Here is a 22,410-nt window from a genome sequence, read left to right on the forward strand (position 1 = left end):
CGTCACACTCCGGCGAACATGAACCAGGTGATGAGGGCCGCGACGCCGATCAGCATCACGAAGGCGTAGTGGTAGAGGTAGCCGGTCTGCAGCCGCACCACCCCGCGGGTGATGTCGAGCACGCGGGCGGAGACACCGTCCGGTCCCAGCCCATCGATGATGGTGCCGTCACCGCGCTTCCAGAGGGTGCGGCCGAGCCACAGGGCCGGGCGCACGAAGAGGAAGTTGTAGATCTCGTCGAAGTACCACTTGTTCAGGAGGAACTGGTACAGCGCATCCTGCGACTTCGCGAGGGCCGGCGGGATCTTCGGGTTCACGATGTAGAACCAGTAGGCGATCAGCGAACCCACCACCATCATCACCGTGGGCGCGAAGGCGGCCCAGCCGGGGATCTCGTGCATGGCGTGGAGGATGTGGTTCTCCGCCCCCATGAAGATCGAATGGCGGAAGAAGTCATGCACGCCTTCGCCCACGAAGATCCCATGGAAGGCCCAGCCCGCGAAGATCGCGCCGAGGGACAGCACGGCGAGCGGAATGGTCATCACCAGCGGGCTCTCGTGCGCGGCCTCATAGTGATGATGGTCGTGCGGATGGCCGAAGAAGGTGAGGAAGATCAGGCGCCAGGAATAGAAGGCGGTGAGCGCCGCAGCGATCACGGTCATCCAGTAGCCGTAGGTGCGGAAGTAGTTGTGGCTCGCATAGGCCGCCTCGATGATGGCGTCCTTGGAGTAATAGCCGGCGAGGAAGGGGAAGCCGGTGATGGCCAGCGTGCCGATCACCATCGTCCAGTAGGTGAAGGGGATCTTCTTCCGCAGGCCGCCCATGTGCCGCATGTCCTGCTCGTGGTGCATGGCGTGGATGACCGAGCCGGCACCGAGGAAGAGCAGCGCCTTGAAGAAGGCGTGCGTGAGCAGGTGGAACATGCCGATGGAATAGGCGCCCGCGCCCATGGCCACGAACATGTAGCCGAGCTGGGAGCAGGTGGAATAGGCGATCACCTTCTTGATGTCGTTCTGCACCAGGCCGACGGTGGCGGCGAAGAACGCGGTGGTCGCGCCCACCAGCATCACCACGTTCAGCGCGGTCTGCGACAGCTCGAAGATGGGCGACATGCGCGCCACCATGAACACGCCGGCCGTCACCATGGTGGCGGCGTGGATAAGGGCGGACACCGGGGTCGGGCCTTCCATCGCGTCCGGCAGCCAGGTGTGCAGCAGGAACTGGGCCGACTTGCCGCACGCGCCGACGAACAGCAGCAGCGCGATGACGGTCGGCGCATCCCAGTGCTGGCCGAGGAAGGTGATGGTCTTGCCGGCCAGGCCCGGGGCGGCGGCGAACACCTCCTCGAAGGCGATGGAGCCGGTCATCACGAAGATGGCGAAGATGCCCAGCATGAAGCCGAAGTCGCCCACGCGGTTCACCACGAAGGCCTTCATGGCCGCCGCGTTCGCCGAGGGCTTCTCGTACCAGAAGCCGATGAGCAGGTAGGAGGCGAGACCCACGCCTTCCCAGCCGAAGAACAGCTGGAGCAGGTTGTCCGCCGTCACCAGCATGAGCATGGCGAAGGTGAACAGCGAGAGATAGGCGAAGAAGCGCGGCCGGCTCGGGTCCTCGTGCATGTAGCCGATGGAGTAGAGGTGGACGAGCGAGGACACGGTGGTGACGACGATCAGCATGATCACCGTCATCGTGTCGATGCGGAACGCCCAGTCGACCTTGAGGTCGCCCACGTAGATCCACTTCATCACCTGAACGCGCGTGTCATGGTCGCCGAAGCCGACCGAGAAGAACGCGATCCAGGCGAGCAGGCACGCGACGAACAGGAACGAGGTGGTCACCACCTCGCTGGCGCGGTCACCGATCTTCTTGCCGAACAGGCCGGCGATGAGGAAGCCGAGAAGGGGGAGGAAGACGATCGCCTGATACATGGCCTCAGCCCTTCATGGCGTTGATGTCCTCGACGGCGATCGAACCGCGGTTGCGGTAGAACACCACGAGGATGGCGAGGCCGATGGCCGCCTCGGCTGCGGCGACGGTGAGCACCAGCAGCGCGAACACCTGGCCCGTCAGGTTTCCGAGGAAGGCGGAGAACGAGACGAGGTTGATGTTCACGGCGAGCAGGATCAGCTCCACCGACATGAGGATGACGATGACGTTCTTCCGGTTGAGGAAGATGCCGAGCGTCCCGAGCGTGAACAGGATCGCCGCGACGGTCAGATAGTGGGAGAGACCGATGTCCATGCCCATCCCCCTCAGAGGCCCTGGCCGGGACGCACCTTGACCACCTCGATGGTGGAGGAGCGCGTCACCTGAGCCGTGATGTTCTGCCGGCGCACGTTCACCTTGTGGCGCAGCGTGAGCACGATGGCGCCGATCATGGCGACGAGCAGCACGAAGCCGGCGGCCTGGAAGAAGTAGATGTAGTCCGTGTAGAGCACCTGCGCGATGGCGCGCACGTTGCTCTCGGTGGCGATGCCGCCGGGCGCGGACTTCACCGCCGAGGAGACCCCGGGGCCGGTCGCCCATGCGCCCACCACCAGCACCAGCTCGGCGAGGAAGATGAGGCCGACCACCACGCCCACCGGCAGATACTGCAGGAAGCCCTGGCGCAGCTCCACGAAATCCACGTCGAGCATCATCACGACGAAGAGGAAGAGCACCGCCACCGCGCCCACATAGACCACCACCAGGATCAGCGCGAGGAACTCGGCGCCGATGAGGATGAAGAGGCCCGCCGCGTTCACGAACGCGAGGATGAGGAACAGAACCGACTGCACCGGGTTGCGGGAGGAGATCACCATGAAGGCGGACGCCACCAGCACGAAGGCGAAGAGATAGAAAAACGCTGCCGCGACGCTCATGCGCGTAGCCCCCCTGCCCGCGGCGCGCCCGCGCCGGCCATGTCCGGCCCCGCAAGGCGGCCGGCCCCTCTGATGTCCTGACGCATCCCGAAAACCCGACGCATCCCGAAAGTCCGATCTATGACGCCGCGCGTCGCCGCACGTCGCCGGTCCCGTTCCAGAAGACCGGCAGGATGCCGGCCGTGTTCGTTTCGCCGCTCAGCGATAAGGCGCATCAAGCGCGATGGACCGCGCGATCTCGCGCTCCCACCGGTCGCCGTTCGCGAGCAGCTTTTCCTTGTCGTAGTAGAGTTCTTCGCGCGTCTCGGTGGCGAACTCGAAGTTCGGGCCCTCGACGATGGCATCCACCGGGCACGCCTCCTGGCAGAAGCCGCAATAGATGCACTTCACCATGTCGATGTCGTAACGCGTCGTGCGGCGGGTGCCGTCGTTGCGGCGCGGGCCGGCCTCGATGGTGATGGCCTGCGCCGGGCAGATGGCCTCGCACAGCTTGCAAGCGATGCAGCGCTCTTCGCCGTTGGGATAGCGGCGCAGGGCGTGCTCGCCGCGGAAGCGCGGCGAGAGCGGGCCCTTCTCGAAGGGATAGTTCAGCGTCGCCTTGGGCTTGAAGAAGTAGCGCATGGCGAGGAAGAAGCCCGAGACGAGCTCGGTGAGAAAGATGGCGCGCGCGGCCTGATCGAGCTTCACAGGCGCTCTCCCCGAAGGCTGTGCGAAAGGGCGGAAGGAACGGTCATTGCGGCGCCGTCCCGGTGAAGTGCAGCACGCCCGCGACCACCACGACGGCGACGAGGGAGATCGGCAGGAACACCTTCCAGCCGAGCCGCATGAGCTGGTCATAGCGATAGCGGGGCACCATGGCCTTGGCCATCGCGAACAGGAAGAACATGAAGCAGAGCTTGAGGACGAACCACACCAGCCCCGGCACCCAGGTGAAGGGCGCGAACGGGATGGGCGAGAGCCAGCCGCCGAGGAACAGGATGGTCCCCATGGCGCACATGGTCAGGATCGCCACGTATTCGCCAAGCATGAACAGCAGATAGGGCGTCGAGCCGTATTCGGTCATGAAGCCCGCCACCAGCTCCGACTCCGCTTCCACGAGATCGAAGGGCGGGCGGTTCGTCTCGGCGAGGGCCGACACGAAGAAGATGACGAACATGGGCAAGAGCGGCAGCCAGTACCAGCCGAGGAAGCCGAAGCGCCCGTTCTGCGCCTCGACGATCTCGGAGAGGTTCAGCGAGCCGGCGCACATCAACACGGTGATGATGACGAAGCCGATGGAGACTTCGTAGGACACCATCTGCGCCGCAGAGCGGAGCGCGGCGAGGAAGGGGTACTTCGAGTTCGAAGCCCAGCCGCCCATGATGATGCCGTACACGCCGAGCGACGAGATGGCGAAGATGTAGAGCACGCCGATGTTGAGGTCGGCGATCACCCAGCCCTGCGCAATCGGCACCACCGCCCAGGCGGCGAGCGCCAGCACGCAGGTGACGAGCGGGGCCAGCAGGAAGATCGCCTTGTTGGCGCCCGCCGGGATGGTGGGCTCCTTCAGCACGAACTTCAAAAGGTCGGCGAAGGATTGCAGGAGGCCGAACGGCCCCACCACGTTGGGACCGCGGCGCAGTTGCACCGCCGCCCAGATCTTGCGGTCCGCCAGCAGGATGAAGGCGATGAAGATCAGGAGCGCCACGAGCAGAGCAAGGCTCTGCCCGAGGATGATGAGCACCTGGATGAGGGTGTCCTGCCAGTTCATGTCCGCGTTTCCGTGAAGCTCGCAGCCGTCCGGTTCACCGTGCCCATCGCCTACTCCGCCGCTTCCGCCGCCGCCGCAAGGCGCAGCGCGGAGCATTCGGCCATCACGGCGGAGGCCCGCGCGATGGGGTTCGTGAGGAAGAAGTCCTCGATCACCGGCGCGAACGCCGCCTTGTCCACGCTGCCGCCGACGCCCGCGAGCGCGGACACGGCACCGGCGTCAGCCACTGCCGCCTCGTCGATATGGCCGAGGTGGGGATAGGCCGAAACGAGCTGGGCGCGCAGCGCCTGCATGTTGTCGAAGGGCAGGGTCTGGCCGAGCACCTCGGACAGCGCCCGCAGGATCGCCCAGTCCTCGCGCGCCTCGCCGGGCGGGAAGGCGGCGCGGTTGGCGAACTGCACCCGGCCTTCCGTATTCACATAGATGCCCGACTTCTCGGGATAGGCCGCACCGGGCAGGATCAAGTCCGCCCGGTGGGCGCCGCGATCGCCATGGGTGCCGAGATAGACGACGAAGGCGCCGGGGGCGACCTCCACCTCGTCCGCGCCCATCAGGAAGGCGACATCAAGCGCGCCGGGGGCGGTCATGGCGGCGACGTCCAGCCCGCCGGGGCCGGGCACCGCGCCCACATCGAGGGCGCCCACGCGGGCCGCCGCGGTGTGCAGCACGCCGAAGCCGTTCCAGCCGTCCTTCACCGCGCCCACAGCAACCGCCACGCGGGCGGCCAGCGAAAGCACCGCCGCGCCATCCGGCCGCGCCAGCGCGCCCTGGCCGACGATGACCAGCGGGCGTTCGGCCTTGCGCAGCACGTCGCCGAAAGCGGACGAGCCGGCGAGGTCGGCGAGGCTGTCAGGGCCCGCACCGAGATAGTCGTAGGCGTAGGTGAGGTCCACCTTGGCGCCGATGAGGCCGATCTTCAGCCCGCCCTGCCGCCACCGCTTGCGGATGCGCGCATTGATGACGGACGCCTCATGCCTGGGGTCGGTGCCCACGAGGAGGATGGCGTCCGCCTGCTCGATGCCGGCAATGGTGGGGTTGAACACGTAAGTTGCGCGGCCGAGCGCAGGATCGAGCTTCGCGCCGTCCTGGCGCGCATCGATGTTGGCGGAGCCGAGCTTGCCGATCAGCGTCTTGAGGGCGAACACCTCTTCCACGCTGGCGAGGTCGCCGACGATCGCGCCGACCTTGGCGGGGGTGGCGCCCTTCACCTTGGCGGCGATGGCGGCGAACGCCTCGCTCCAGCTGGCGGGCACGAGGCGGCCGTCCTTGCGCACATAGGGGCGATCGAGCCGCTGGACCTTGAGGCCGTCCCACACATAGCGGGACTTGTCGGAGATCCACTCCTCGTTCACGAGGTCGTTGTTGCGCGGCAGGATGCGCATGACCTCACGGCCGCGGGTATCGATGCGGATGTTGGCGCCCACCGCATCCATGACGTCGATGGACTCGGTCTTGATGAGCTCCCACGGCCGGGCGTGGAACTGGTAGGGCTTGTGGGTCAGCGCGCCCACCGGGCAGAGGTCCGCCACATTGCCCTGCATCTCGGAGCGCATGGCGTGCTCGAGATAGGTGGTGATCTCCATGTCCTCGCCGCGCCCGATGGCGCCGAGGTCGGGCACGCCGGCCACTTCCGTGGAGAAGCGCACGCAGCGGGTGCACTGGATGCACCGGTTCATGGAGGTCTTGACCAGCGGGCCGATATACTTGTCTTCCACGGCGCGCTTGTTCTCGGCGAAGCGCGAGGTGTCCGCGCCGTAGGCCATGGCCTGGTCCTGCAGATCGCACTCGCCGCCCTGGTCGCAGATCGGGCAATCCAGCGGGTGGTTGATGAGCAGGAATTCCATCACCCCTTCGCGGGCCTTCTTCACCATGGGGCTCTTGGTGAGCACCACGGGCGGCTCGCCGTTGGGGCCGGGACGCAGGTCCTTCACCGCCATGGCGCAGGAGGCGGTGGGCTTGGGCGGGCCACCCTTCACTTCCACAAGGCACATGCGGCAGTTGCCCGCGATGGACAGCCGCTCATGGAAGCAGAAGCGCGGAATCTCGACGCCCGCCGCCTCGCACGCCTGAAGCAGCGTGAACTCGGCAGGTACATCGACCTCGGTTCCGTCGACGACGATCTTCGCCATCACTTCCACCTCACCTTGAACCGCGCCGGGCGCGGCTGGAGCCGGACGCACGGCGCCCGCTCCTTGAGACAACTCCCCTCCCCGCCCGTCGCGTCGGCGCGCCCGGCGGGGTGCTCTTCACTCCGCCGCGACCGGGACCACGGGGTCCGGATGCGGGTTGGCGGCATACTGGTCGATGCGCGCCTCGATCACATGACGATAGTGCCGGATGAGGCCCTGCACCGGCCACGCGGCGGCATCGCCGAGCGCGCAGATGGTGTGGCCCTCGATCTGGGTGGTCACTTCCAGCAGCAGGTCGATCTCGCGCTTCTGGGCGCGGCCCTCGGCCATGCGGTTGACCACGCGCCACATCCAGCCGGTGCCCTCGCGGCACGGCGTGCACTGGCCGCAGCTCTCGTGCTTGAAGAAGGCCGAGATGCGGGCGATGGCCTTGATGATGTCGGTGGACTTGTCCATCACCAGCACGCCGGCCGTACCGAAGGACGACTTCACCGCGCGGGTGCCGTCGAAGTCCATGATGAGGTCTTCGCACTGCTCGCCGGGAATCACCGGGCAGGACGCGCCGCCGGGGATGATGGCGAGCAAATTGTCCCAGCCGCCGCGCACGCCGCCGCCATGCTTCTCCACCAGCTCCTTGAACGGGATGCTCATGGCCTCCTCGATCACGCAGGGCGTATTCACATGGCCGGCGAGGGAGAACAGCTTGGTGCCCACATTGTTGGGGCGGCCGATGGAGGAGAACCACGCCGCGCCGCGCCGCAGGATGGTAGGCGCGACCGCGATGCTCTCCACGTTGTTCACCGTGGTGGGGCAGCCGTAAAGGCCCATGTTCGCGGGGAACGGGGGCTTCAGGCGCGGCATGCCCTTCTTGCCCTCGAGGCTCTCCAGCAGCGCGGTCTCCTCGCCACAGATATAGGCGCCGGCACCGTGGTGCACATAGAGGTCGAAGGGATAGTCGTGGACGTTGTCCTTGCCGATGAGGCGCGCCTCATAGGCCTGATCCACCGCCGCCTGCAGGCGCTCGCGCTCGAAGATGTATTCGCCGCGGATGTAGATGTAGGCCGCATGGGCGCCCATGGCGAAGGAGGCGATCAGGCAGCCCTCGATCAGCGTATGCGGATCGTTGCGCATGATCTCCCGGTCCTTGCAGGTGCCGGGCTCGGATTCGTCGGCGTTCACCACCAGATAGTGGGGACGGCCATCGGACTGCTTGGGCATGAAGGACCACTTCATGCCCGTGGAGAAGCCGGCGCCGCCGCGACCCCGCAGGCCGGACGCCTTCATCTCGTTGATGATCCAGTCGCGGCCCTTTTCCAGGATGGCCTTGGTGCCGTCCCAGTTGCCGCGCTTGAGCGCGCCCTCAAGACCGAAGTCGTGGAAGCCGTAGAGATTGGTGAAGATGCGGTCCTTGTCGGCGAGCATGGGCCTCACTCCTCCGGATCGCGCACGCCGGTGCCGGTCTTCACCGGCTCACGGTCGGAACCTGTAACGGACGGGCTGGAGGCCTGCGCCTCCGCGGCGACGGTCTCGCGCTTCTCACGCGTGTCGGCGCCGTCGGCCGCCTTTTCCTGAGCCGCCGCGGTGGCGCCCAGGGGATCGGCCGGGCTTTCCGACGCCGCACGGGCGCGGCCGGCGGAGAGAAGATCCGGCGTCTCGGTGCCAGCACCACCGGCGGCGGGCACGGTGGTCTTGAAATCATAAAGCGCGGGGTCGAGCAGCACCCGCGGGCCGCCCTCGGGCTCGGAGCCCTTGCGGGAATTCTGCGGCCCCACCTTCACCGGACGGCCGGCGGCGAGATCGTCGAGCAGCTTCTCGAAGTTCTCGGGGGTGAGGTCTTCGTAATAATCGTCGTTGATCTGCACCATGGGCGCGTTGGTGCAGGCGCCGAGGCATTCCACCTCAAGCCAGGAGAAGGTGCCGTCGGCCGAGACATGCCGCTCGTGGCCGATCTTCTTCTCGCAGACGTGGCGGATGGCTTCCGCGCCGCGCAGCATGCAGGGCGTGGTGCCGCACAGCTGCACGAAATACTTCCCCACCGGCTCAAGGTTGAACATGGTGTAGAAAGTGGCGACCTCGAGCACGCGGATGTGCGCCATGCCGAGGCGATCGGCGACCGCGCGGATGGCGGGCTCGGGGAGCCAGCCGCCGGCGGCCTTCTGGGTTTCCCACAGGAGGGGCACCACGGCGCTGGCCTGCCGGCCTTCCGGATATTTGGCGATCAGCTTCTGCGCGATGGCCTCAAGCTCCGGCGTGAAGCTGAAGCTCTCGGGCTGCTCGGCGGCGAGGCGGCGGACGGACATGGTTCAGATCCCGGAAGAAGCCGCGCGCAGGCTGCGCGCGAGCATCGGGCAAAGGGCGAGAGGAAGGCGGGCCATCAGCGATCCACCTCCCCGAACACGATGTCGAGCGAGCCGAGCACCGCGGAGACGTCGGCCAGCATGTGGCCGCGATTGAGGAAGTCCATGGCCTGCAGGTGCGCGAAGCCCGGAGCGCGGATCTTGCAGCGATACGGCTTGTTGGTGCCGTCCGAGACGAGATAGACGCCGAACTCGCCCTTGGGCGCTTCCACCGCGGCATACACGTCGCCTTCCGGCACGTGGAAGCCTTCGGTGTAGAGCTTGAAGTGGTGGATGAGCGCTTCCATGGAGCGCTTCATCTCCGCCCGCTTCGGCGGCGCGACCTTGTGGTCCTGGGTGTGGACCGGGCCCGTCTCCTTCAGCAGGCGCTCGACGCACTGCTTCATGATGGAGGTGGACTGGCGCATCTCCTCCATGCGGACGAGATAGCGGTCGTAGCAGTCCCCGTGCTTGCCCACCGGAATGTCGAAGTCGAGTTCCGAATAGCACTCGTAGGGCTGCGAGCGGCGCAGGTCCCACGCCGCGCCGGAGCCGCGCAGCACCGGGCCGGAGAAGCCCCAGGACAGCGCCTCTTCCACCGACACCACGCCGATGTCGACGGTGCGCTGCTTGAAGATGCGGTTGTTGGTGACGAGCGCGTCGAGGTCCGCCACCAGCTTCAGGAACGGGTCGCAGAAGGCGCCGATGTCTTCCACCAGCGCGCGCGGCAGATCCTGATGGACGCCGCCGGGCCGGAAGTAGGCGGCGTGCATGCGGCTGCCGGAGGCGCGCTCATAGAAGATCATGAGCTTCTCGCGCTCCTCGAAGCCCCACAAAGGCGGGGTCAGCGCGCCCACGTCCATGGCGAACGTGGTGACGTTGAGGAGGTGCGAGAGCAGGCGCCCGATCTCGGAATAGAGTACGCGGATGAGCTGGCCGCGCTTGGGCACCTCGATGCCCAGCAGCTTCTCCACCGCGAGGCAGTAGGCGTGCTCCTGGTTCATCGGCGCGCAATAGTCGAGCCGGTCGAAATAGGGCACGGCCTGAAGGTAGGTCTTGGCCTCGATCAGCTTCTCGGTGCCGCGGTGCAGGAGGCCGATGTGCGGGTCCACCCGCTCCACCACCTCGCCGTCCAGCTCCAGCACAAGGCGCAGCACGCCGTGCGCCGCAGGATGCTGCGGGCCGAAATTGATCTGGAAGTTGCGGACCTTGTCCGCGGGCTTCATCTCGTCGGCGACATCAACCATGAGACGCTCCCTCACCCGGCCTTGGGCGGCGCGGGCGGCTGGCCCGAGGCCTTCTCGTCACCGGGAAGGACGTATTCGACACCCTCCCACGGCGAGAGGAAGTCGAAGTTCCGGAACTCCTGCGGCAGGCGGACCGGCTCGTAGACCACGCGCTTCTGGGCGTCGTCGTAGCGCACCTCCACGAAGCCCGTGGTCGGGAAGTCCTTGCGCAGGGGGTGGCCGTCGAAGCCGTAGTCCGTCAAAAGGCGGCGCAGCTCCGGGTGGCCGGTGAACAGGATGCCGTACATGTCGTAGGCCTCCCGCTCGAACCAGTTGGCACCGGGGAAGACGCCGGTGATGGAGGGCACCGGGGTGTCCTCATCGGTGGCGACCTTCAGGCGGATGCGGGCGTTCTGCTTCACGGAAAGCAGGTGGTACACCACGTCGAACCGCTTCTCGCGGGCCGGATAATCAACGCCGCACACGTCCACGATGCAGGTGAACAGGCAGGCCGGGTCATCCCGCAGGAAGGTCACGGCCTTGACGATCTGCGACGGCTCGATGAGCAGCGCCAGCTCGCCAAAGGCGATCTCGGTGCCGATCACCACGCCCGGCAGGGCGCCGGAGACGTGGGCGGCGAGGTCGTTGAGGGTCTCGTCCATCACACCGGCTCCCGATCAGCGCTCGATGGTGCCGACGCGGCGGATCTTCTTCTGCAGCAGCAGGATGCCGTAGAGGAGCGCTTCCGCGGTGGGCGGGCAGCCCGGCACGTAGATGTCCACCGGCACGATGCGGTCGCAGCCGCGCACCACCGAATAGGAGAAGTGGTAGTAGCCGCCGCCATTGGCGCAGGAGCCCATGGAGATGACGTAGCGCGGCTCCGGCATCTGGTCGTAGACCTTGCGGAGCGCGGGGGCCATCTTGTTGGTCAGCGTGCCGGCGACGATCATCACGTCCGACTGCCGCGGCGAGGCGCGCGGCGCGAAGCCGAAGCGCTCCACGTCGTAGCGCGGCATGGAGGCCTGCATCATCTCCACCGCGCAGCAGGCGAGACCGAAGGTCATCCACATGAGCGAGCCGGTGCGCGCCCAGGTGATGAGGTCGTCGGCGGTGGTGAGGAGGAAGCCCTTGTCCGCCAGCTCGTTGTTGATCTCCTTGAAGAAGGGATCATCCGCGCCCACGGGGCGGCCGGTGGAGGGATCGACGATGCCGGTCGCGGCGCGCGCGATCTCGGGCTTGGTGGCCGAAGGGGTCAGTCCCATTCCAGAGCTCCCTTGCGCCATTCGTAGATGAACCCGACGGTGAGCACGCCGAGGAAGATCATCATCGACCAGAAGCCGAGGTCGCCGAGGCCACCGAAGCTGATCGCCCACGGGAAGAGGAAGGCGACCTCGAGGTCGAAGATGATGAAGAGGATGGACACCAAGTAGAAGCGCACGTCGAACGTCATGCGCGCATCATCGAATGCGTTGAAGCCGCACTCGTAGGCGGAGAGCTTCTCCGGGTCCGGATTCTGGTAGGCGACGATGAAGGGCGACACCAGCAGGGCCAGGCCGATCACCGCCGAAACGCCGATGAAGATCACCACCGGCAGATAGTCCATGAGCAACGCGTTCATCTTGCTCGCACCTCGGAGCGCTCGGTCGGTGCCATGGGCGCCGCGCTTGGGTCACCCAATTGGGTCTTAAGGAGCTTGAAACGGCTGATCGCCTGAAGCGTTACCGCGCCGTCCGGCTAGAGAAGTTCGAAACGACGCGAGAGCCTTATCGCAGCGCCAGAAGGGAGGCAAGTGCGCGGATCGGCCAAGGTGTCATGCCTTTGGCGGAGGATCGCGGGTGCGCCCGGGGCAGCCGGTCCACGCCCGCCGCGCCACCCCTTTCGCAGCGCCGCGAAAGCTGGGCCGGAGCCGGCCTGCGGTTCTCTCGCGGGAGGTAGATCGGGAGGGCCTCAATTCTGTGCAAGATGCAGTTGCGGGCGACTGTTGCATCCGTGCGACACAATGCCGTGTGCGTCTTCTCCTCCACCTGTCCGGCGGATCGGCCGCTTGCACAGACCAACCGGCACCGGCGCGAGTCGCGCCGGTCGATCACCGATGCCCGGCCGGGGCGATTCCGCCCCGGCGATTCTGCGGGCATGCCGGAGCCGGGGCTTCCCCCGGCACCTGCTCAGCGATGGGGCCGTGCGCCGCCCGGACGTCCACCGCCGCTGCGCCCGCCGCCGCCGCCCTGGATCTTGGGGCCGCCGCCGCTGCGGTACTGCTTCGGCTGCCCGGAGGGCCTGCCTGCGGGCTTCACGCTCGACTTGCCGCCGCTGCCCTTCTTGAGCTGCTGCGAGCTGCCGGTGGGCTTCACCGGCTTCGCCGTCGTGCCCGGACCGCCGGGCTTGCCGGCACTTCCGGGAGCACCGGGCTTGCCTGCATTCCCGGGACCACCGGGACCGCCCGGCTGGCCGGGAGCGCCCGGTCCACCCGGTCCACCCGGCTTGCCCGGACCACCGGGACCACCCGGATAACCCGGTCCGCCCGGACCGCCGGGCTTGCCGGGGCCACCGGGATAGCCGGGTCCACCCGGACCACCCGGACCTCCGGGATAGCCGGGGCCGCCCGGTCCACCGGGCTTGCCGGGATAACCCGGGCCACCTGGATAGCCGGGCTTGCCCGGAAGCGGCTTGGCGGGATTCGGCTTCCACGGACCGACAGGGCCGCCGGGACCACCGGGATAGCCGGGGCCGCCGGGATACCCGGGACCGCCCGGCTTGCCGGGATAGCCCGGATAGCCGGGATAGCCCGGATAGCCGGGACCACCGGGCTTGCCCGGGTAGCCGGGATAGCCCGGGCCTCCGGGATAGCCGGGAGGCGGGGGCCAGCCGGGGTGGCCAGGACCGCCCGGCCAGCCGCCCGGCGGGCGGGGCGGCGGCGGACGCCAGCCGGGATAGCCCGGCCACGGGGGCGGATAGACCCAGCCGCGGCCCCAGTTCCACGGATTGCTCCAGGCGCTGCCGACGAGCACGCCGGCCCCGAAGGCCAGGAGGCCCACGCCGGCCGCGGTGTAGATCGTGGTCGGGTCGTAGGTCGGCACGTAGACCATCGTGGGGTCGGCCGAGGTGATGTAGACCACGTTCCGGCCGTCTTCCTGCCGGCTGGTCACGACCTGCTTGTCGTTGGTCTTCAGCGTGCCGGCCGCCTCGGCCTTGGCGCGCAGGGTCTGGATGGCGACCGACACGTCCTCCGGCTGGCTGACGAAGGCGTAGCCGATGGACTGGGTGGCATCGAGGTTTTCATTCAGCTTGGCGACGACGGTGGGGAAGCGCGTCAGCGCCTTCACCGAGGAGTCCCACTTCTGGGCGTCGGCACCGGAGAAATCGCCCTTCTTCACCGCGCTCTTGTGGGTATCCAGCCAGCGCTGCGCCTGCACCAGCTCCAGCGGATAGGCGGTGGCCGGCAGCATCTGGGCGAGCAGCGTGTCGGGGTAGAGCGCATAGGGCGCGAGCAGGGTCTCAAGCTCGGCCAGCGTGTAGAGCGAGGAGGCCGGCGCGGCCGGAGGCGCACCGGCGGGAGTACCGTCAGTCGGCGCGCCAGGCGGGGGCGCAACGGCCGTGGCGGGCGGCGGGGCCGAAGAAGGAGCAGCGGGCGGCGTCGCCGCCTGGGGATCAGCGGGCGGCGGGGCCGCTTGAGGCGCGACCTGAGGCGCGGCATCCGGCGGCGTTGTCGGCGGGGCGGCCGGCGCTTGGGTCGCCGGGGCGCCGGTGTCAGGCGCGCCCTGCTGGGCGAAGGCCGGATAGAGGCTCGTGGTCCAGCCGAAGGCCAGCGCCACGGCGATGCGGGACCAGCCCGCCAGCTCCCGGCGCCGCATGTTCGTGCGTCTTGGTGTCAAGTCAGGGTCCTCCCCCTCGCCGGCCCGCCCCGGCCGCAGACCGGGCTCGGTGCGCCGATCTGGCGGCCGCCGGCAGGGCCGCGCCTTGACAATGCGCAATCGCAGGCCGCCCGTCTAGAGCGCGCGGCACCTGACGGAGCGCCACGGGGGCGCCGATATCCCTTCTCTCTCATTACGTTAGAGAAATGCACCAGCGCCGGAGGCGCCGGGTTCAGGCCCTCAGCGTCTCGCTCACCGCGGCGACCAGCTGCTTCAGGGAGAAGGGCTTGGGCAGGAAGGAGAAATGCTCGCTCGGAGGCAGGTTGCGGGCGAATGCCTCCTCGGCATAGCCGGAGATGAAGATCACCTTCAGCCCCGGCTCGCGGCTCCTCAACTCCCGCAGCAGGGTCGGGCCGTCCATCTCCGGCATCACCACGTCCGAGATGACGAGATCGACGCTGCCTTCCCGGTTCATCAGCTCCAGCGCCTCGACGCCGCTCGCCGCGGCCAGCACCTCGTAGCCGCGATTGGCCAGCGCCCGGCTGGCGAAGGCGCGCACGGCATCCTCGTCCTCCACCAGCAGCACGCGGCGCCCCTGCCCCGTGGTGTCGCCGGCCTTCGGCTCCGGCTCGGCGGGCTTGGGTGCCTCTTCCTCCTCAAGGCCGCCCACATGGCGGGGCAGGAAGACGCGGAAGGTGGTGCCATGCCCCATCTCGCTGTCGGCGAGAATGGTGCCGCCGGTCTGCTGCACGATGCCATAGACCGTGGACAGGCCGAGCCCGGTGCCCTTGCCCACTTCCTTGGTGGAGAAGAAGGGCTCGAAAATCTTGTCCATGATGTCGGGCGGAATGCCGGTGCCGGTGTCGGCCACCTCCACCATGACATAGTCGCCCTCCTGCAACCCCTGCCCGTAGGCGGCGCAGCCGGCGGCCGGCACGTTGCCGGTGCGAATGGTGAGGGTCCCGCCGTCTGGCATGGCGTCGCGGGCGTTCACCGCGAGGTTCACGATCACCTGCTCGAACTGGTTCACGTCCACCTTCACCGGCCACAGGTCGCGGGCGTGCTCCACATCCAGCGTGATGCGCTCGCCGATGAGGCGGCGCAGCAGCGCGGCGGCGTCCGAGATCACGTCGGCCAGCTCGATCACCTGCGGGCGCAGGGTCTGGCGGCGGGAGAAGGCGAGCAGCTGCCGAACGAGCCCGGCGGCGCGGTTCGCGTTCTGCTTGATCTGCATGATGTCCGGGAAGGACGGATCGCTCGGCCGGTGCTTGGCCAGCAGCAGGTCGCAATAGCCGATGATGGCGGTGAGCACGTTGTTGAAGTCGTGCGCCACGCCGCCCGCGAGATGCCCCACCGCCTGCAGCTTCTGCGACTGGGCGAACTGCACCTCCAGCGCCCGCTGCTCGGTCATGTCGATGGCGCACAAGGCGATGTCGCCGCTGGCCCCCAGGGGTGCCGCATAGAAGCGGGCCGAGCGGGCGTTGGCGCCGGCCAGGGTCACGTCGCAGGGCGCAGGCGGCTCGCTGGCGCCGGCCGCGGCGGCGAGCAGCGCCTCGGTGCCGGCGGCATCGGCCACCAGCGCGGCGAGCGGCCGGCCGGCGGCATCGCGGCCGAACAGGCGCTCGAACGCCGCATTGGCGGCGCGCACGCCGCCGGAGCGGTCCACCAGCGCCATGGCCAGCGGAGCACGCCGGAAGAACAGGTCGCCGAGGATTTGGGCGCCACCGGCTTCGGCGCCAGCGGCCGGGCCTCCCCGGGCGGGGGCCGCGCCGAGCGCGCCCTCCACCGCATCGAGCGGCAATGCAACGGCGCCGGTGCCCTCGGCGGTGGCAGCGATGCGCAGCAGCACCGGAAGCGCCGCGCCATCCTTGCGCCGGAACGCCGCGACCAGCGACGCCCGGCCGCCGTTCGCCTGCGCCGCCGCCAAGGCCGGCAGGCTTTCGGGCGTGACGACCCGGCTGAGCGCCATGCCGTCCGGGCCCCAATCGGCGAGGGCGTAGCCGAGCATCCGGCAGAAGGTGAGGTTGGGGTCCACCACCCGGCCGCCGACGATGCGCAGCAGGCCGGCCGGCAATTCCTCCCACGCCGCCACCAGGTCCGGCCCGGCATAGCCTTCGGGCGCGGGCGACGGGGGCGTCGGAGGGAGAGGTCCGGGAGAGGGAGCGGCGACGGCGGGAGCCACCGCGGGAGCAGTCGGTGCGGGTGCCACCACCACCGGCTCCGGCGCGCGCACCGCGGGCACCGCCGGCAGCGGCTTCGCCACGACGGGCGCGGGAGCGGCGGCAGGAGACGGAGCGGCAGCGGGCACTGGTGCGGGAGCGAACGCCGGCGCCGGCTCGGCCACGGCGGTATCGACCATGCGCAGGGTCCACAGCACGCGCCGGGTTCCGCCCACGGGATGCACCGAGACCTCAAGCTGCCGACCACCCACGCCTCCGCCGAACGGCATGGTGCTCAGGTGAGGGCTGGCCCCGGCGACGGCATTGAGCAACTCGCCCACCGTCCCCTGGCTGCCGGGGATACGAGCGAGGAAGCGTTCCGGCAGCGGCGGCTCGGCGGTGCCGCTGCGGCACATGCGCAGGTAGGCGGCATTGGCCTCGACGATGCGCTCGCCATCCTCCACCACGACCATGGCGTCGCCGGATGCCGCAAGGGCAATCTCGCCGAGCGGATCGTCCGGCTGTGCGCCCTTGAAGGCGCGCCGGGCGGCGAGGAAAAGCTCGACCACCCCGACCACGGCGAGCGCCGCGATGATGGCGGAGGCGATGCCGCCCCCGTCCCGCCCGAGGATCGTCGCGCCCACGAAGCCCCCCGCCAGCGCGAAGGCGACGATGAAGAGGCGGGCGCCCAGCGGCCCCGCCCCACGACCCTTCTTGCGCCGCACGGCGGTTCCCTGGTCCTTCGTCTGACGACCCCGCATGCGCTCTTTTACCATTCCGGCGACCCGTTCAGGCGATCTGCCGCCCAGATGCGTGCATCATTCGCACGGATTTAAGGGAGAGAATCGCCGGTGACTTAAATCCTGCCACGATTATCAACAAAACCTTAGGCCCTGAGGCTCACGATGCGCTTCCGGCGCGGCTATTGGCGCGTCCGGACGTCCGGGCATTTCGTGATATTGACGGCGCGATGGTCCAGGGGACGATGCTTCTGGTCAGGAGGGTCCGAGGGACGTCGCGCGTTCCGGAAGGATGCCGGAGGGAGGCCACCGACGGGCCCATGCCCGAGGACGTGCCCGGTTCGAGTTAAGCGGAGGCATGATGCTACAGCAGATGTTCGGTACCCAGCTCGCGCTCCCGATTCGGGTGGCCGTTGCGGCCATCGTGATCGCGGCGCTGCTGGGCTTGACGGTGCTGGTGATGCGCCGCCTCGCCGCCCGCACCGCCGGAGGCGAGCGCCGCGGCCGGGCCGGCCCCCGCCTCTCCGTGCTCGACAGCGTATCCGTGGACCAGCGCCGCCGCCTCGTTCTCATCCGCCGCGACGAGGTGGAGCACCTGCTGCTGATCGGCGGCAACAGCGACCTCGTGATCGAAAAGAACATCGGCGGTGCCGAGGCGGTGGAAGCCACGCCTGCCGCCGTGCCGCCCCCGCGCGAGGCGCCGAGCCTGCAACGTCCCACGCCGCGCCGCCCCCTCTCCGCCGCGCCGGCTCCGGTGGCCCTCGCAGCGGATGTCCCCGCCGCCAGTCTTCCGGCGCCCGAACCTGCCGCTGCGGAAGAAGCACCGCCCGCCAACACCCGCGAGGAGCGCCGCTCCGCCCTGGCGCGGCGGCCCCTGATGCGGGGCGACGGCACCCTCTCCGGCCGCTCCGCCCCGCGTGCCGCCGATGGCGCGCCCGAGGCCGCCGCAGCCAAGGACGCCCCAAAGGAACCCTCCAGGGACAGCGTGCGGGCCGAGGCCCCCCGACCCGACCAGGCCCGCCTGGACGCCCTCAAGGCCGAGTTCGCCTCCAGCACGCCGTCGCGGCTCGATGCCGGCAAAAGCGACGCGGGCAAGAGCGATGCGCCACGAATTGATGCGCCACGAATTGACTCGCCGAAGGTCGAAGCCCCGAAGGTCGAGGCCGCCAAGGTCGAGGCTCCCCGCGTTGAGACCGAGGACGCGCCGCCCGCGGTCAGCGAGGTCGCCGCTGAACTCGAGGATCTCACCCACCGCCTCGACGCCGCGCTCGTCCACCCGCAGCCGGCTTCCGCCGCGCCGCAGATCAGCCTTTCCGACCTGCTCGGCGACGAGCCCGAGACGCCCGCCGAACCGGCGCCGGCCCCCCGCCCCGAGCCGGTGATCGAGCCCCCGCCGCCGCCGCGGTCGAGCGAGGGTCCGCTGTCGCGCTTCCTGTCCCAGTCGCGCCTGCGCTCGACCGAGCCGCGGCCGCGCACGGAGCCCACCCCGCGCACCGAGGCGCCCCGCCCGGACGCGTCCTTGCGCCCGCGGGAGTTCGCCTTCCGCCCGGCCGGCGAGAGCCGCCCGCTGCCGGCGCCGGAACAGCCGCGCCGTGAGCCGCTCGCCTTGCGTGACGTGAGCCGTGAAGAGGCCCCGCTCCGGCCCGAGACCTCGAGCCCGTTGCTGCGTGCCCCCTCCCCGACCGTGACGCCGGTGTCCACCGATGTCGCCGCTCCTGTGATCCACGCCCCGGCCCCTGCGGGCGCGTCCCACGCGGCGCCTCCCCTGCCGCCCGTCGTCGCCGCGCCCCCGAGCGCCCCACACGCCGGCGAGGCGCCCCGTGTCGAGCCGGAGGCCCCGCGCGACCCGCTGGACGATTTCGACGCCGAGATGGCCAACCTGCTCGGCCGCACCAACGCGCGCAGCCGCTGAACCGTTCGCCGGCCATGGGGCCGGTGCCAGACGCAAGAAGGCCGGCGGGGCAATGGCTCCGCCGGCCTTCTTCACATTTGAAATGGCGCCACCCGGGCGGACGGCTCAGTCGTCGCGATAGACCCGCTCGCGCCGCTCGTGACGCTCCTGAGCCTCCACCGAAAGGGTGGCGATGGGCCGGGCCTCGAGGCGCTTCAGCGAGATGGGCTCGCCGGTGTCCTCGCAATAGCCGTAGGAGCCGTCCTCGATCCGCTGGAGGGCCGCGTCGATCTTGGCGATCAGCTTGCGCTGGCGATCGCGGGCCCGCAGCTCGATGGAGCGATCGGTCTCGGACGAGGCCCGGTCCGCCAGATCCGGGTGATTCTGGTTCTCGTCCTGAAGGTGCTGCAGGGTCTCGCGGGCCTCCTTCAGAATATCGTCCTTCCAACGCAGCAGCTTGAGGCGAAAATATTCGCGCTGCCGATCGTTCATGAAGGGCTCATCCTCACGGGGCCGATAGTCCTCGTCGATTTGGATCGACATCAGCAAGGTCCTCGATATGCGTCGCTCTGCCGTCGAAGCGAGACGCGGCAAGGCGGATCATGCCCATCCGGCCTTGCGTGGAGCCAAGCACCGACGACGAACTCCCCGTCACGGAACTCAAGGGCTGCCGCCCCGGCGTGCGGGCCGGCGGAGCCGACCTTTCGGCCAGGAGGAGGCCCCATGGTCGCCGCGCTTATATCGACGCCTTCGGGTTACGACAACCGGCATGTCCTTGTCCTGCGGGCTCCGCCCCTTGACGGATGGGCGCGGCGTGCCGACCTTGCTGCGGCGCGAGAGAGCGCGGGAAGGGATCACGTCTCATGCGGTTCGAGGGCACCAAGAGCTATGTAGCCACCGACGACCTCAAGGTCGCCGTGAACGCGGCCCTCGTCCTCGAACGCCCGCTCCTCATCAAGGGCGAGCCCGGCACCGGAAAGACCGTGTTGGCACAGGAGGTTGCGTCGGCCCTCGGGGCGCCGCTGATCGAGTGGCACGTGAAGTCCACCACCAAGGCGCAGCAAGGCCTCTACGAATATGACGCCGTGGCCCGCCTGCGCGACAGCCAGCTCGGCGACCCCAAGGTCCACGACATCGCCAATTACATCCGCAAGGGAAAGTTGTGGACGGCCTTCTCGTCCGACGCGCGGCCGGTGCTTCTGATCGACGAGGTGGACAAGGCGGACATCGAGTTTCCCAACGACCTGCTGCAGGAACTCGACCGCATGGAGTTCCATGTCTACGAGACCGGCGAGCAGGTGAAGGCGCACCAGCGCCCCCTCGTCATCATCACCTCCAACAACGAGAAGGAGCTGCCGGACGCCTTCCTGCGCCGCTGCTTCTTCCACTACATCCGCTTCCCCGATCCCGAGACCATGCGGGCCATCGTCGATGTGCATTTCCCGGGCATCAAGCAGCGGCTCGTGGGCGAGGCCCTGCGCATCTTCTACGAACTGCGCGACGTGCCGGGGCTGAAGAAGAAGCCGTCCACCTCCGAGCTGATCGACTGGCTCAAGCTGCTGATGGCCGAGGACATCGAGCTTGAGACCCTGCGCGAGAAGGACGTGCGCAAGGCCATTCCGCCGCTCGCCGGCGCGCTTCTGAAGAACGAGCAGGACGTCCACATGTTCGAGCGCCTTGCCTTCCTCGCCCGGCGGGAGCAGCGCTGACCCATGGACGCGACGCAGATCCTCGTCGCCCTTCTCGTCATCGGTGCGCCGCTGGCGCTGTTTCTCAGTGTGCGCGGCGGCGGGAAGGCCACGGGGGATGGCGCGAAGGCTGCCGCAGCGAAGCCGAATACCGGGACGGGTCGCGCGAAGCCGCCGGCTGACTACGGGATCGGCCGGGAGGACTCCCCCGCCCCCGCCGCGTCGGCTGCCAGCAGCGAGCCCGACGCGGCCAATGCGGCGCGGGCTGCAGCGGCGGCGGCAGCGGGCGGCGCGCTCATCATCGCGGCGGGATATTCCGCCCACCACCATTCCGGCGAGGCGGGGGGCGAATCCCCCCATGTGGGCCACAGCGGCGGCGGCCCCGATTCCGGCGACAGCGGCGGCTCGGGTGACGGGGACGGCGGTGGTGGTGGCGGCGGCGAATAGAGCCTTCTGCGCCGCGCGGGAGACAATACTTAGCTAAGCAGCGAAGTTTTCCTTGCGGCGGCCGCTTGCGCCTCTATACTTAGCAAGATGGCTAAGCATGATCCCGATCTCTCGCTGCTCTTCCACGCGCTGGCCGATCCGACCCGCCGGTCGATCCTGACGCGCCTCGCCGAGGGGCCTGCCGCGGTGACGGATCTTGCCGGCCCTACGGGCCTGCGCCTGCCAACGGTGATGCGGCATCTGTCCGTGCTGGAGGAGGCCGGGCTGATCGCCACGGCCAAGGACGGGCGTGTGCGCACCTGCGCCATCCGCCCGGAGGCGCTGGAGCCCGCGCGCACCTGGCTCGACGAACAGCGCGCCCTCTGGGAGGCCCGGCTCGACCGGCTGGATGCCTTCGTGACCAACGTGATGAAGGGAGGACCCCAATGACCGTGCAGGACGCACCCGGCCGCTTCGCCACCCTGACCTTTGAGCGCGCGGTCTCAGCCCCGCTCTCGACCCTCTGGCAGGCCTGGACCGCCCCGGCCGCGCGAGCGGTGTGGGCCGCGCCGACACCCGCCGTCACTGTGGAATTCCTTGAGGCCGACACCCGCGTGGGCGGTCGCGAGGTATCGGTCTGCAAGGTCGAGGGCCAGCCTGACATCCGGTGCGAATGCGGCTGGCTGGCGATCTCGCCCGCCGCGCGCAGCGTGAACTACGAGGTGGTCTCCACCGAGGACGCCACGCAGTCGGCGGCTCTGGTGACGGCGGATTTCTCCGGCGACGGCGAACGCAGCCGGCTCGTCGTGACGGTCCAGCTCTCCGCGCTCGCCGCCGACATGGAAGAAGGTTACCGGCAGGGCTTCGATGCCGGGCTCGGCAATCTCGCCGGCGCTGCGGAACGCACCATGGTGCTGGAGCGGGTCATCAAGGCCCCGCGCGCCGTGGTCTGGGGTGCCTGGATGAATCCCCAGTCGCTGCCGCAGTGGTGGGGGCCGGACGGCTTCTCCTGCCGCACCACGCGCATCGATCTCAGGCAGGGCGGGGAGTGGGTGTTTGACATGATCGGCCCGGACGGCACCGTCTTCCCCAACCACCATCTCTACCGGGAAGTGCGGCCGCAGGAGAGGATCGCCTATTCCCTGCTCTGGGGCGAGAACGGGCCGAAGCACGCCGACGCCTGGGCGGCGTTCGACGACAAGGACGGGGCGACCAAGGTCACGCTGGGAATGGTGTTCAGCACGGCGGCCGAATTTCAGGCCGCCAAGGGCTTCGGCGCGATCGAACTCGGCCAGCAGACTCTGGCCAAGCTGGAACGACGCGTCATGGGCTGAACCTCAGCCCGGAACCCTC

The 22,410-nt window shown here is 68.9% G+C and carries 20 protein-coding genes; 5 read left to right on the forward strand and 15 right to left on the reverse strand.

The window, feature by feature from the left end:
• Positions 1-2: 2 nt before the first annotated feature.
• The 14 genes from nuoL to ACT535_RS04550 all read right to left on the reverse strand — a co-directional run bounded on the left by nuoL (position 3) and on the right by ACT535_RS04550 (position 17,073).
• Positions 3-1,928: an NADH-quinone oxidoreductase subunit L gene (gene nuoL / locus ACT535_RS04485; protein ID WP_476363494.1), complete on the reverse strand. Its 1,926-nt coding sequence runs from the start codon at positions 1,926-1,928 to the stop codon at positions 3-5.
• Between the two features lie 4 nt (positions 1,929-1,932).
• The gene (nuoK, locus tag ACT535_RS04490; RefSeq protein WP_024278575.1) at positions 1,933-2,241 is read right to left on the reverse strand and encodes an NADH-quinone oxidoreductase subunit NuoK; all 309 of its coding nucleotides are present in this window, start codon (positions 2,239-2,241) and stop codon (positions 1,933-1,935) included.
• A gap of 11 nt (positions 2,242-2,252) precedes the next feature.
• Positions 2,253-2,861 carry an NADH-quinone oxidoreductase subunit J gene (locus ACT535_RS04495; protein ID WP_168458149.1) on the reverse strand — a complete coding sequence of 203 codons (609 nt, stop codon included), beginning with the start codon at positions 2,859-2,861 and terminating at the stop codon, positions 2,253-2,255.
• Positions 2,862-3,059: 198 nt separating this feature from the next.
• Positions 3,060-3,548: an NADH-quinone oxidoreductase subunit NuoI gene (gene nuoI / locus ACT535_RS04500; protein WP_024278573.1), complete on the reverse strand. Its 489-nt coding sequence runs from the start codon at positions 3,546-3,548 to the stop codon at positions 3,060-3,062.
• Positions 3,549-3,591: 43 nt separating this feature from the next.
• On the reverse strand, positions 3,592-4,611 hold the full coding sequence (nuoH, locus tag ACT535_RS04505; protein WP_476363495.1) for an NADH-quinone oxidoreductase subunit NuoH: 1,020 nt from the start codon (positions 4,609-4,611) through the stop codon (positions 3,592-3,594).
• A 50-nt stretch (positions 4,612-4,661) separates the two neighbouring features.
• Positions 4,662-6,740, reverse strand: a complete 2,079-nt coding sequence (nuoG, locus tag ACT535_RS04510; RefSeq protein ID WP_476363991.1) for an NADH-quinone oxidoreductase subunit NuoG — start codon at positions 6,738-6,740, stop codon at positions 4,662-4,664.
• Positions 6,741-6,857: 117 nt separating this feature from the next.
• Complete coding sequence (gene nuoF / locus ACT535_RS04515; RefSeq protein WP_168458151.1) at positions 6,858-8,162, reverse strand: NADH-quinone oxidoreductase subunit NuoF; 1,305 nt, start codon at positions 8,160-8,162, stop codon at positions 6,858-6,860.
• A gap of 5 nt (positions 8,163-8,167) precedes the next feature.
• Positions 8,168-9,040 carry an NADH-quinone oxidoreductase subunit NuoE gene (gene nuoE / locus ACT535_RS04520; protein ID WP_476322573.1) on the reverse strand — a complete coding sequence of 291 codons (873 nt, stop codon included), beginning with the start codon at positions 9,038-9,040 and terminating at the stop codon, positions 8,168-8,170.
• Between the two features lie 74 nt (positions 9,041-9,114).
• Positions 9,115-10,302 carry an NADH-quinone oxidoreductase subunit D gene (locus tag ACT535_RS04525; RefSeq protein WP_476307667.1) on the reverse strand — a complete coding sequence of 396 codons (1,188 nt, stop codon included), beginning with the start codon at positions 10,300-10,302 and terminating at the stop codon, positions 9,115-9,117.
• Positions 10,303-10,334: 32 nt separating this feature from the next.
• Positions 10,335-10,964 (reverse strand): NADH-quinone oxidoreductase subunit C, encoded by a 630-nt coding sequence (locus tag ACT535_RS04530; protein WP_168458152.1) that lies wholly within the window; start codon positions 10,962-10,964, stop codon positions 10,335-10,337.
• A gap of 15 nt (positions 10,965-10,979) precedes the next feature.
• Entirely contained in the window at positions 10,980-11,564 is a 585-nt protein-coding gene (locus tag ACT535_RS04535; RefSeq protein WP_168458153.1) for a NuoB/complex I 20 kDa subunit family protein, read from the reverse strand.
• Positions 11,555-11,920 carry an NADH-quinone oxidoreductase subunit A gene (locus tag ACT535_RS04540; RefSeq protein WP_024278565.1) on the reverse strand — a complete coding sequence of 122 codons (366 nt, stop codon included), beginning with the start codon at positions 11,918-11,920 and terminating at the stop codon, positions 11,555-11,557. The genes ACT535_RS04535 and ACT535_RS04540 overlap by 10 nt, the downstream gene beginning before the upstream one ends.
• Positions 11,921-12,467: 547 nt before the next feature.
• Positions 12,468-14,153, reverse strand: a complete 1,686-nt coding sequence (locus ACT535_RS04545) for a DUF3300 domain-containing protein (protein ID WP_476363496.1) — start codon at positions 14,151-14,153, stop codon at positions 12,468-12,470.
• A 232-nt stretch (positions 14,154-14,385) separates the two neighbouring features.
• Complete coding sequence (locus ACT535_RS04550; RefSeq protein ID WP_476363497.1) at positions 14,386-17,073, reverse strand: response regulator; 2,688 nt, start codon at positions 17,071-17,073, stop codon at positions 14,386-14,388.
• Between the two features lie 337 nt (positions 17,074-17,410).
• Between ACT535_RS04550 and ACT535_RS04555 the strand changes: the two genes are divergently transcribed.
• Positions 17,411-18,964 (forward strand): flagellar biosynthetic protein FliO, encoded by a 1,554-nt coding sequence (locus ACT535_RS04555; protein WP_476363498.1) that lies wholly within the window; start codon positions 17,411-17,413, stop codon positions 18,962-18,964.
• Between the two features lie 105 nt (positions 18,965-19,069).
• On the opposite strand, the gene dksA is transcribed toward ACT535_RS04555, so the two are convergent.
• A complete protein-coding gene (gene dksA, locus ACT535_RS04560; RefSeq protein ID WP_168458155.1) occupies positions 19,070-19,486 on the reverse strand; it encodes an RNA polymerase-binding protein DksA in 417 nt (138 codons plus the stop codon).
• 320 nt (positions 19,487-19,806) lie between these two features.
• On the opposite strand from dksA, the gene ACT535_RS04565 reads away from it, so the two are divergent.
• From ACT535_RS04565 to ACT535_RS04580, 4 genes are all read left to right on the forward strand, one after another.
• Positions 19,807-20,652, forward strand: coding sequence for an AAA family ATPase (locus tag ACT535_RS04565; protein WP_476363499.1), 846 nt, complete (start codon positions 19,807-19,809; stop codon positions 20,650-20,652).
• Positions 20,653-20,655: 3 nt separating this feature from the next.
• Positions 20,656-21,078, forward strand: a complete 423-nt coding sequence (locus ACT535_RS04570) for a hypothetical protein (protein WP_476363500.1) — start codon at positions 20,656-20,658, stop codon at positions 21,076-21,078.
• A gap of 87 nt (positions 21,079-21,165) precedes the next feature.
• Complete coding sequence (locus ACT535_RS04575) at positions 21,166-21,507, forward strand: ArsR/SmtB family transcription factor (protein ID WP_476322593.1); 342 nt, start codon at positions 21,166-21,168, stop codon at positions 21,505-21,507.
• Positions 21,504-22,391, forward strand: a complete 888-nt coding sequence (locus ACT535_RS04580; protein ID WP_476363501.1) for an SRPBCC family protein — start codon at positions 21,504-21,506, stop codon at positions 22,389-22,391. The genes ACT535_RS04575 and ACT535_RS04580 overlap by 4 nt, the downstream gene beginning before the upstream one ends.
• Positions 22,392-22,410: the final 19 nt, after the last annotated feature.

Source organism: Xanthobacter sp. DMC12 (genome assembly GCF_056314105.1).

Coding starts and splice junctions, on each gene's coding strand:
- nuoL (WP_476363494.1), bottom strand. CDS start 1,928: ATGTATCAGGCGATCGTCTTCCTCCCCCTTCTCGGCTTCCTCATCGCC.
- nuoK (WP_024278575.1), bottom strand. CDS start 2,241: ATGGACATCGGTCTCTCCCACTATCTGACCGTCGCGGCGATCCTGTTC.
- ACT535_RS04495 (WP_168458149.1), bottom strand. CDS start 2,861: ATGAGCGTCGCGGCAGCGTTTTTCTATCTCTTCGCCTTCGTGCTGGTG.
- nuoH (WP_476363495.1), bottom strand. CDS start 4,611: ATGAACTGGCAGGACACCCTCATCCAGGTGCTCATCATCCTCGGGCAG.
- nuoG (WP_476363991.1), bottom strand. CDS start 6,740: ATGGCGAAGATCGTCGTCGACGGAACCGAGGTCGATGTACCTGCCGAG.
- nuoF (WP_168458151.1), bottom strand. CDS start 8,162: ATGCTCGCCGACAAGGACCGCATCTTCACCAATCTCTACGGCTTCCAC.
- nuoE (WP_476322573.1), bottom strand. CDS start 9,040: ATGTCCGTCCGCCGCCTCGCCGCCGAGCAGCCCGAGAGCTTCAGCTTC.
- ACT535_RS04525 (WP_476307667.1), bottom strand. CDS start 10,302: ATGAAGCCCGCGGACAAGGTCCGCAACTTCCAGATCAATTTCGGCCCG.
- ACT535_RS04530 (WP_168458152.1), bottom strand. CDS start 10,964: ATGGACGAGACCCTCAACGACCTCGCCGCCCACGTCTCCGGCGCCCTG.
- ACT535_RS04535 (WP_168458153.1), bottom strand. CDS start 11,564: ATGGGACTGACCCCTTCGGCCACCAAGCCCGAGATCGCGCGCGCCGCG.
- ACT535_RS04540 (WP_024278565.1), bottom strand. CDS start 11,920: ATGAACGCGTTGCTCATGGACTATCTGCCGGTGGTGATCTTCATCGGC.
- ACT535_RS04545 (WP_476363496.1), bottom strand. CDS start 14,153: ATGCGGCGCCGGGAGCTGGCGGGCTGGTCCCGCATCGCCGTGGCGCTG.
- ACT535_RS04550 (WP_476363497.1), bottom strand. CDS start 17,073: ATGCGGGGTCGTCAGACGAAGGACCAGGGAACCGCCGTGCGGCGCAAG.
- ACT535_RS04555 (WP_476363498.1), top strand. CDS start 17,411: ATGATGCTACAGCAGATGTTCGGTACCCAGCTCGCGCTCCCGATTCGG.
- dksA (WP_168458155.1), bottom strand. CDS start 19,486: ATGTCGATCCAAATCGACGAGGACTATCGGCCCCGTGAGGATGAGCCC.
- ACT535_RS04565 (WP_476363499.1), top strand. CDS start 19,807: ATGCGGTTCGAGGGCACCAAGAGCTATGTAGCCACCGACGACCTCAAG.
- ACT535_RS04570 (WP_476363500.1), top strand. CDS start 20,656: ATGGACGCGACGCAGATCCTCGTCGCCCTTCTCGTCATCGGTGCGCCG.
- ACT535_RS04575 (WP_476322593.1), top strand. CDS start 21,166: ATGGCTAAGCATGATCCCGATCTCTCGCTGCTCTTCCACGCGCTGGCC.
- ACT535_RS04580 (WP_476363501.1), top strand. CDS start 21,504: ATGACCGTGCAGGACGCACCCGGCCGCTTCGCCACCCTGACCTTTGAG.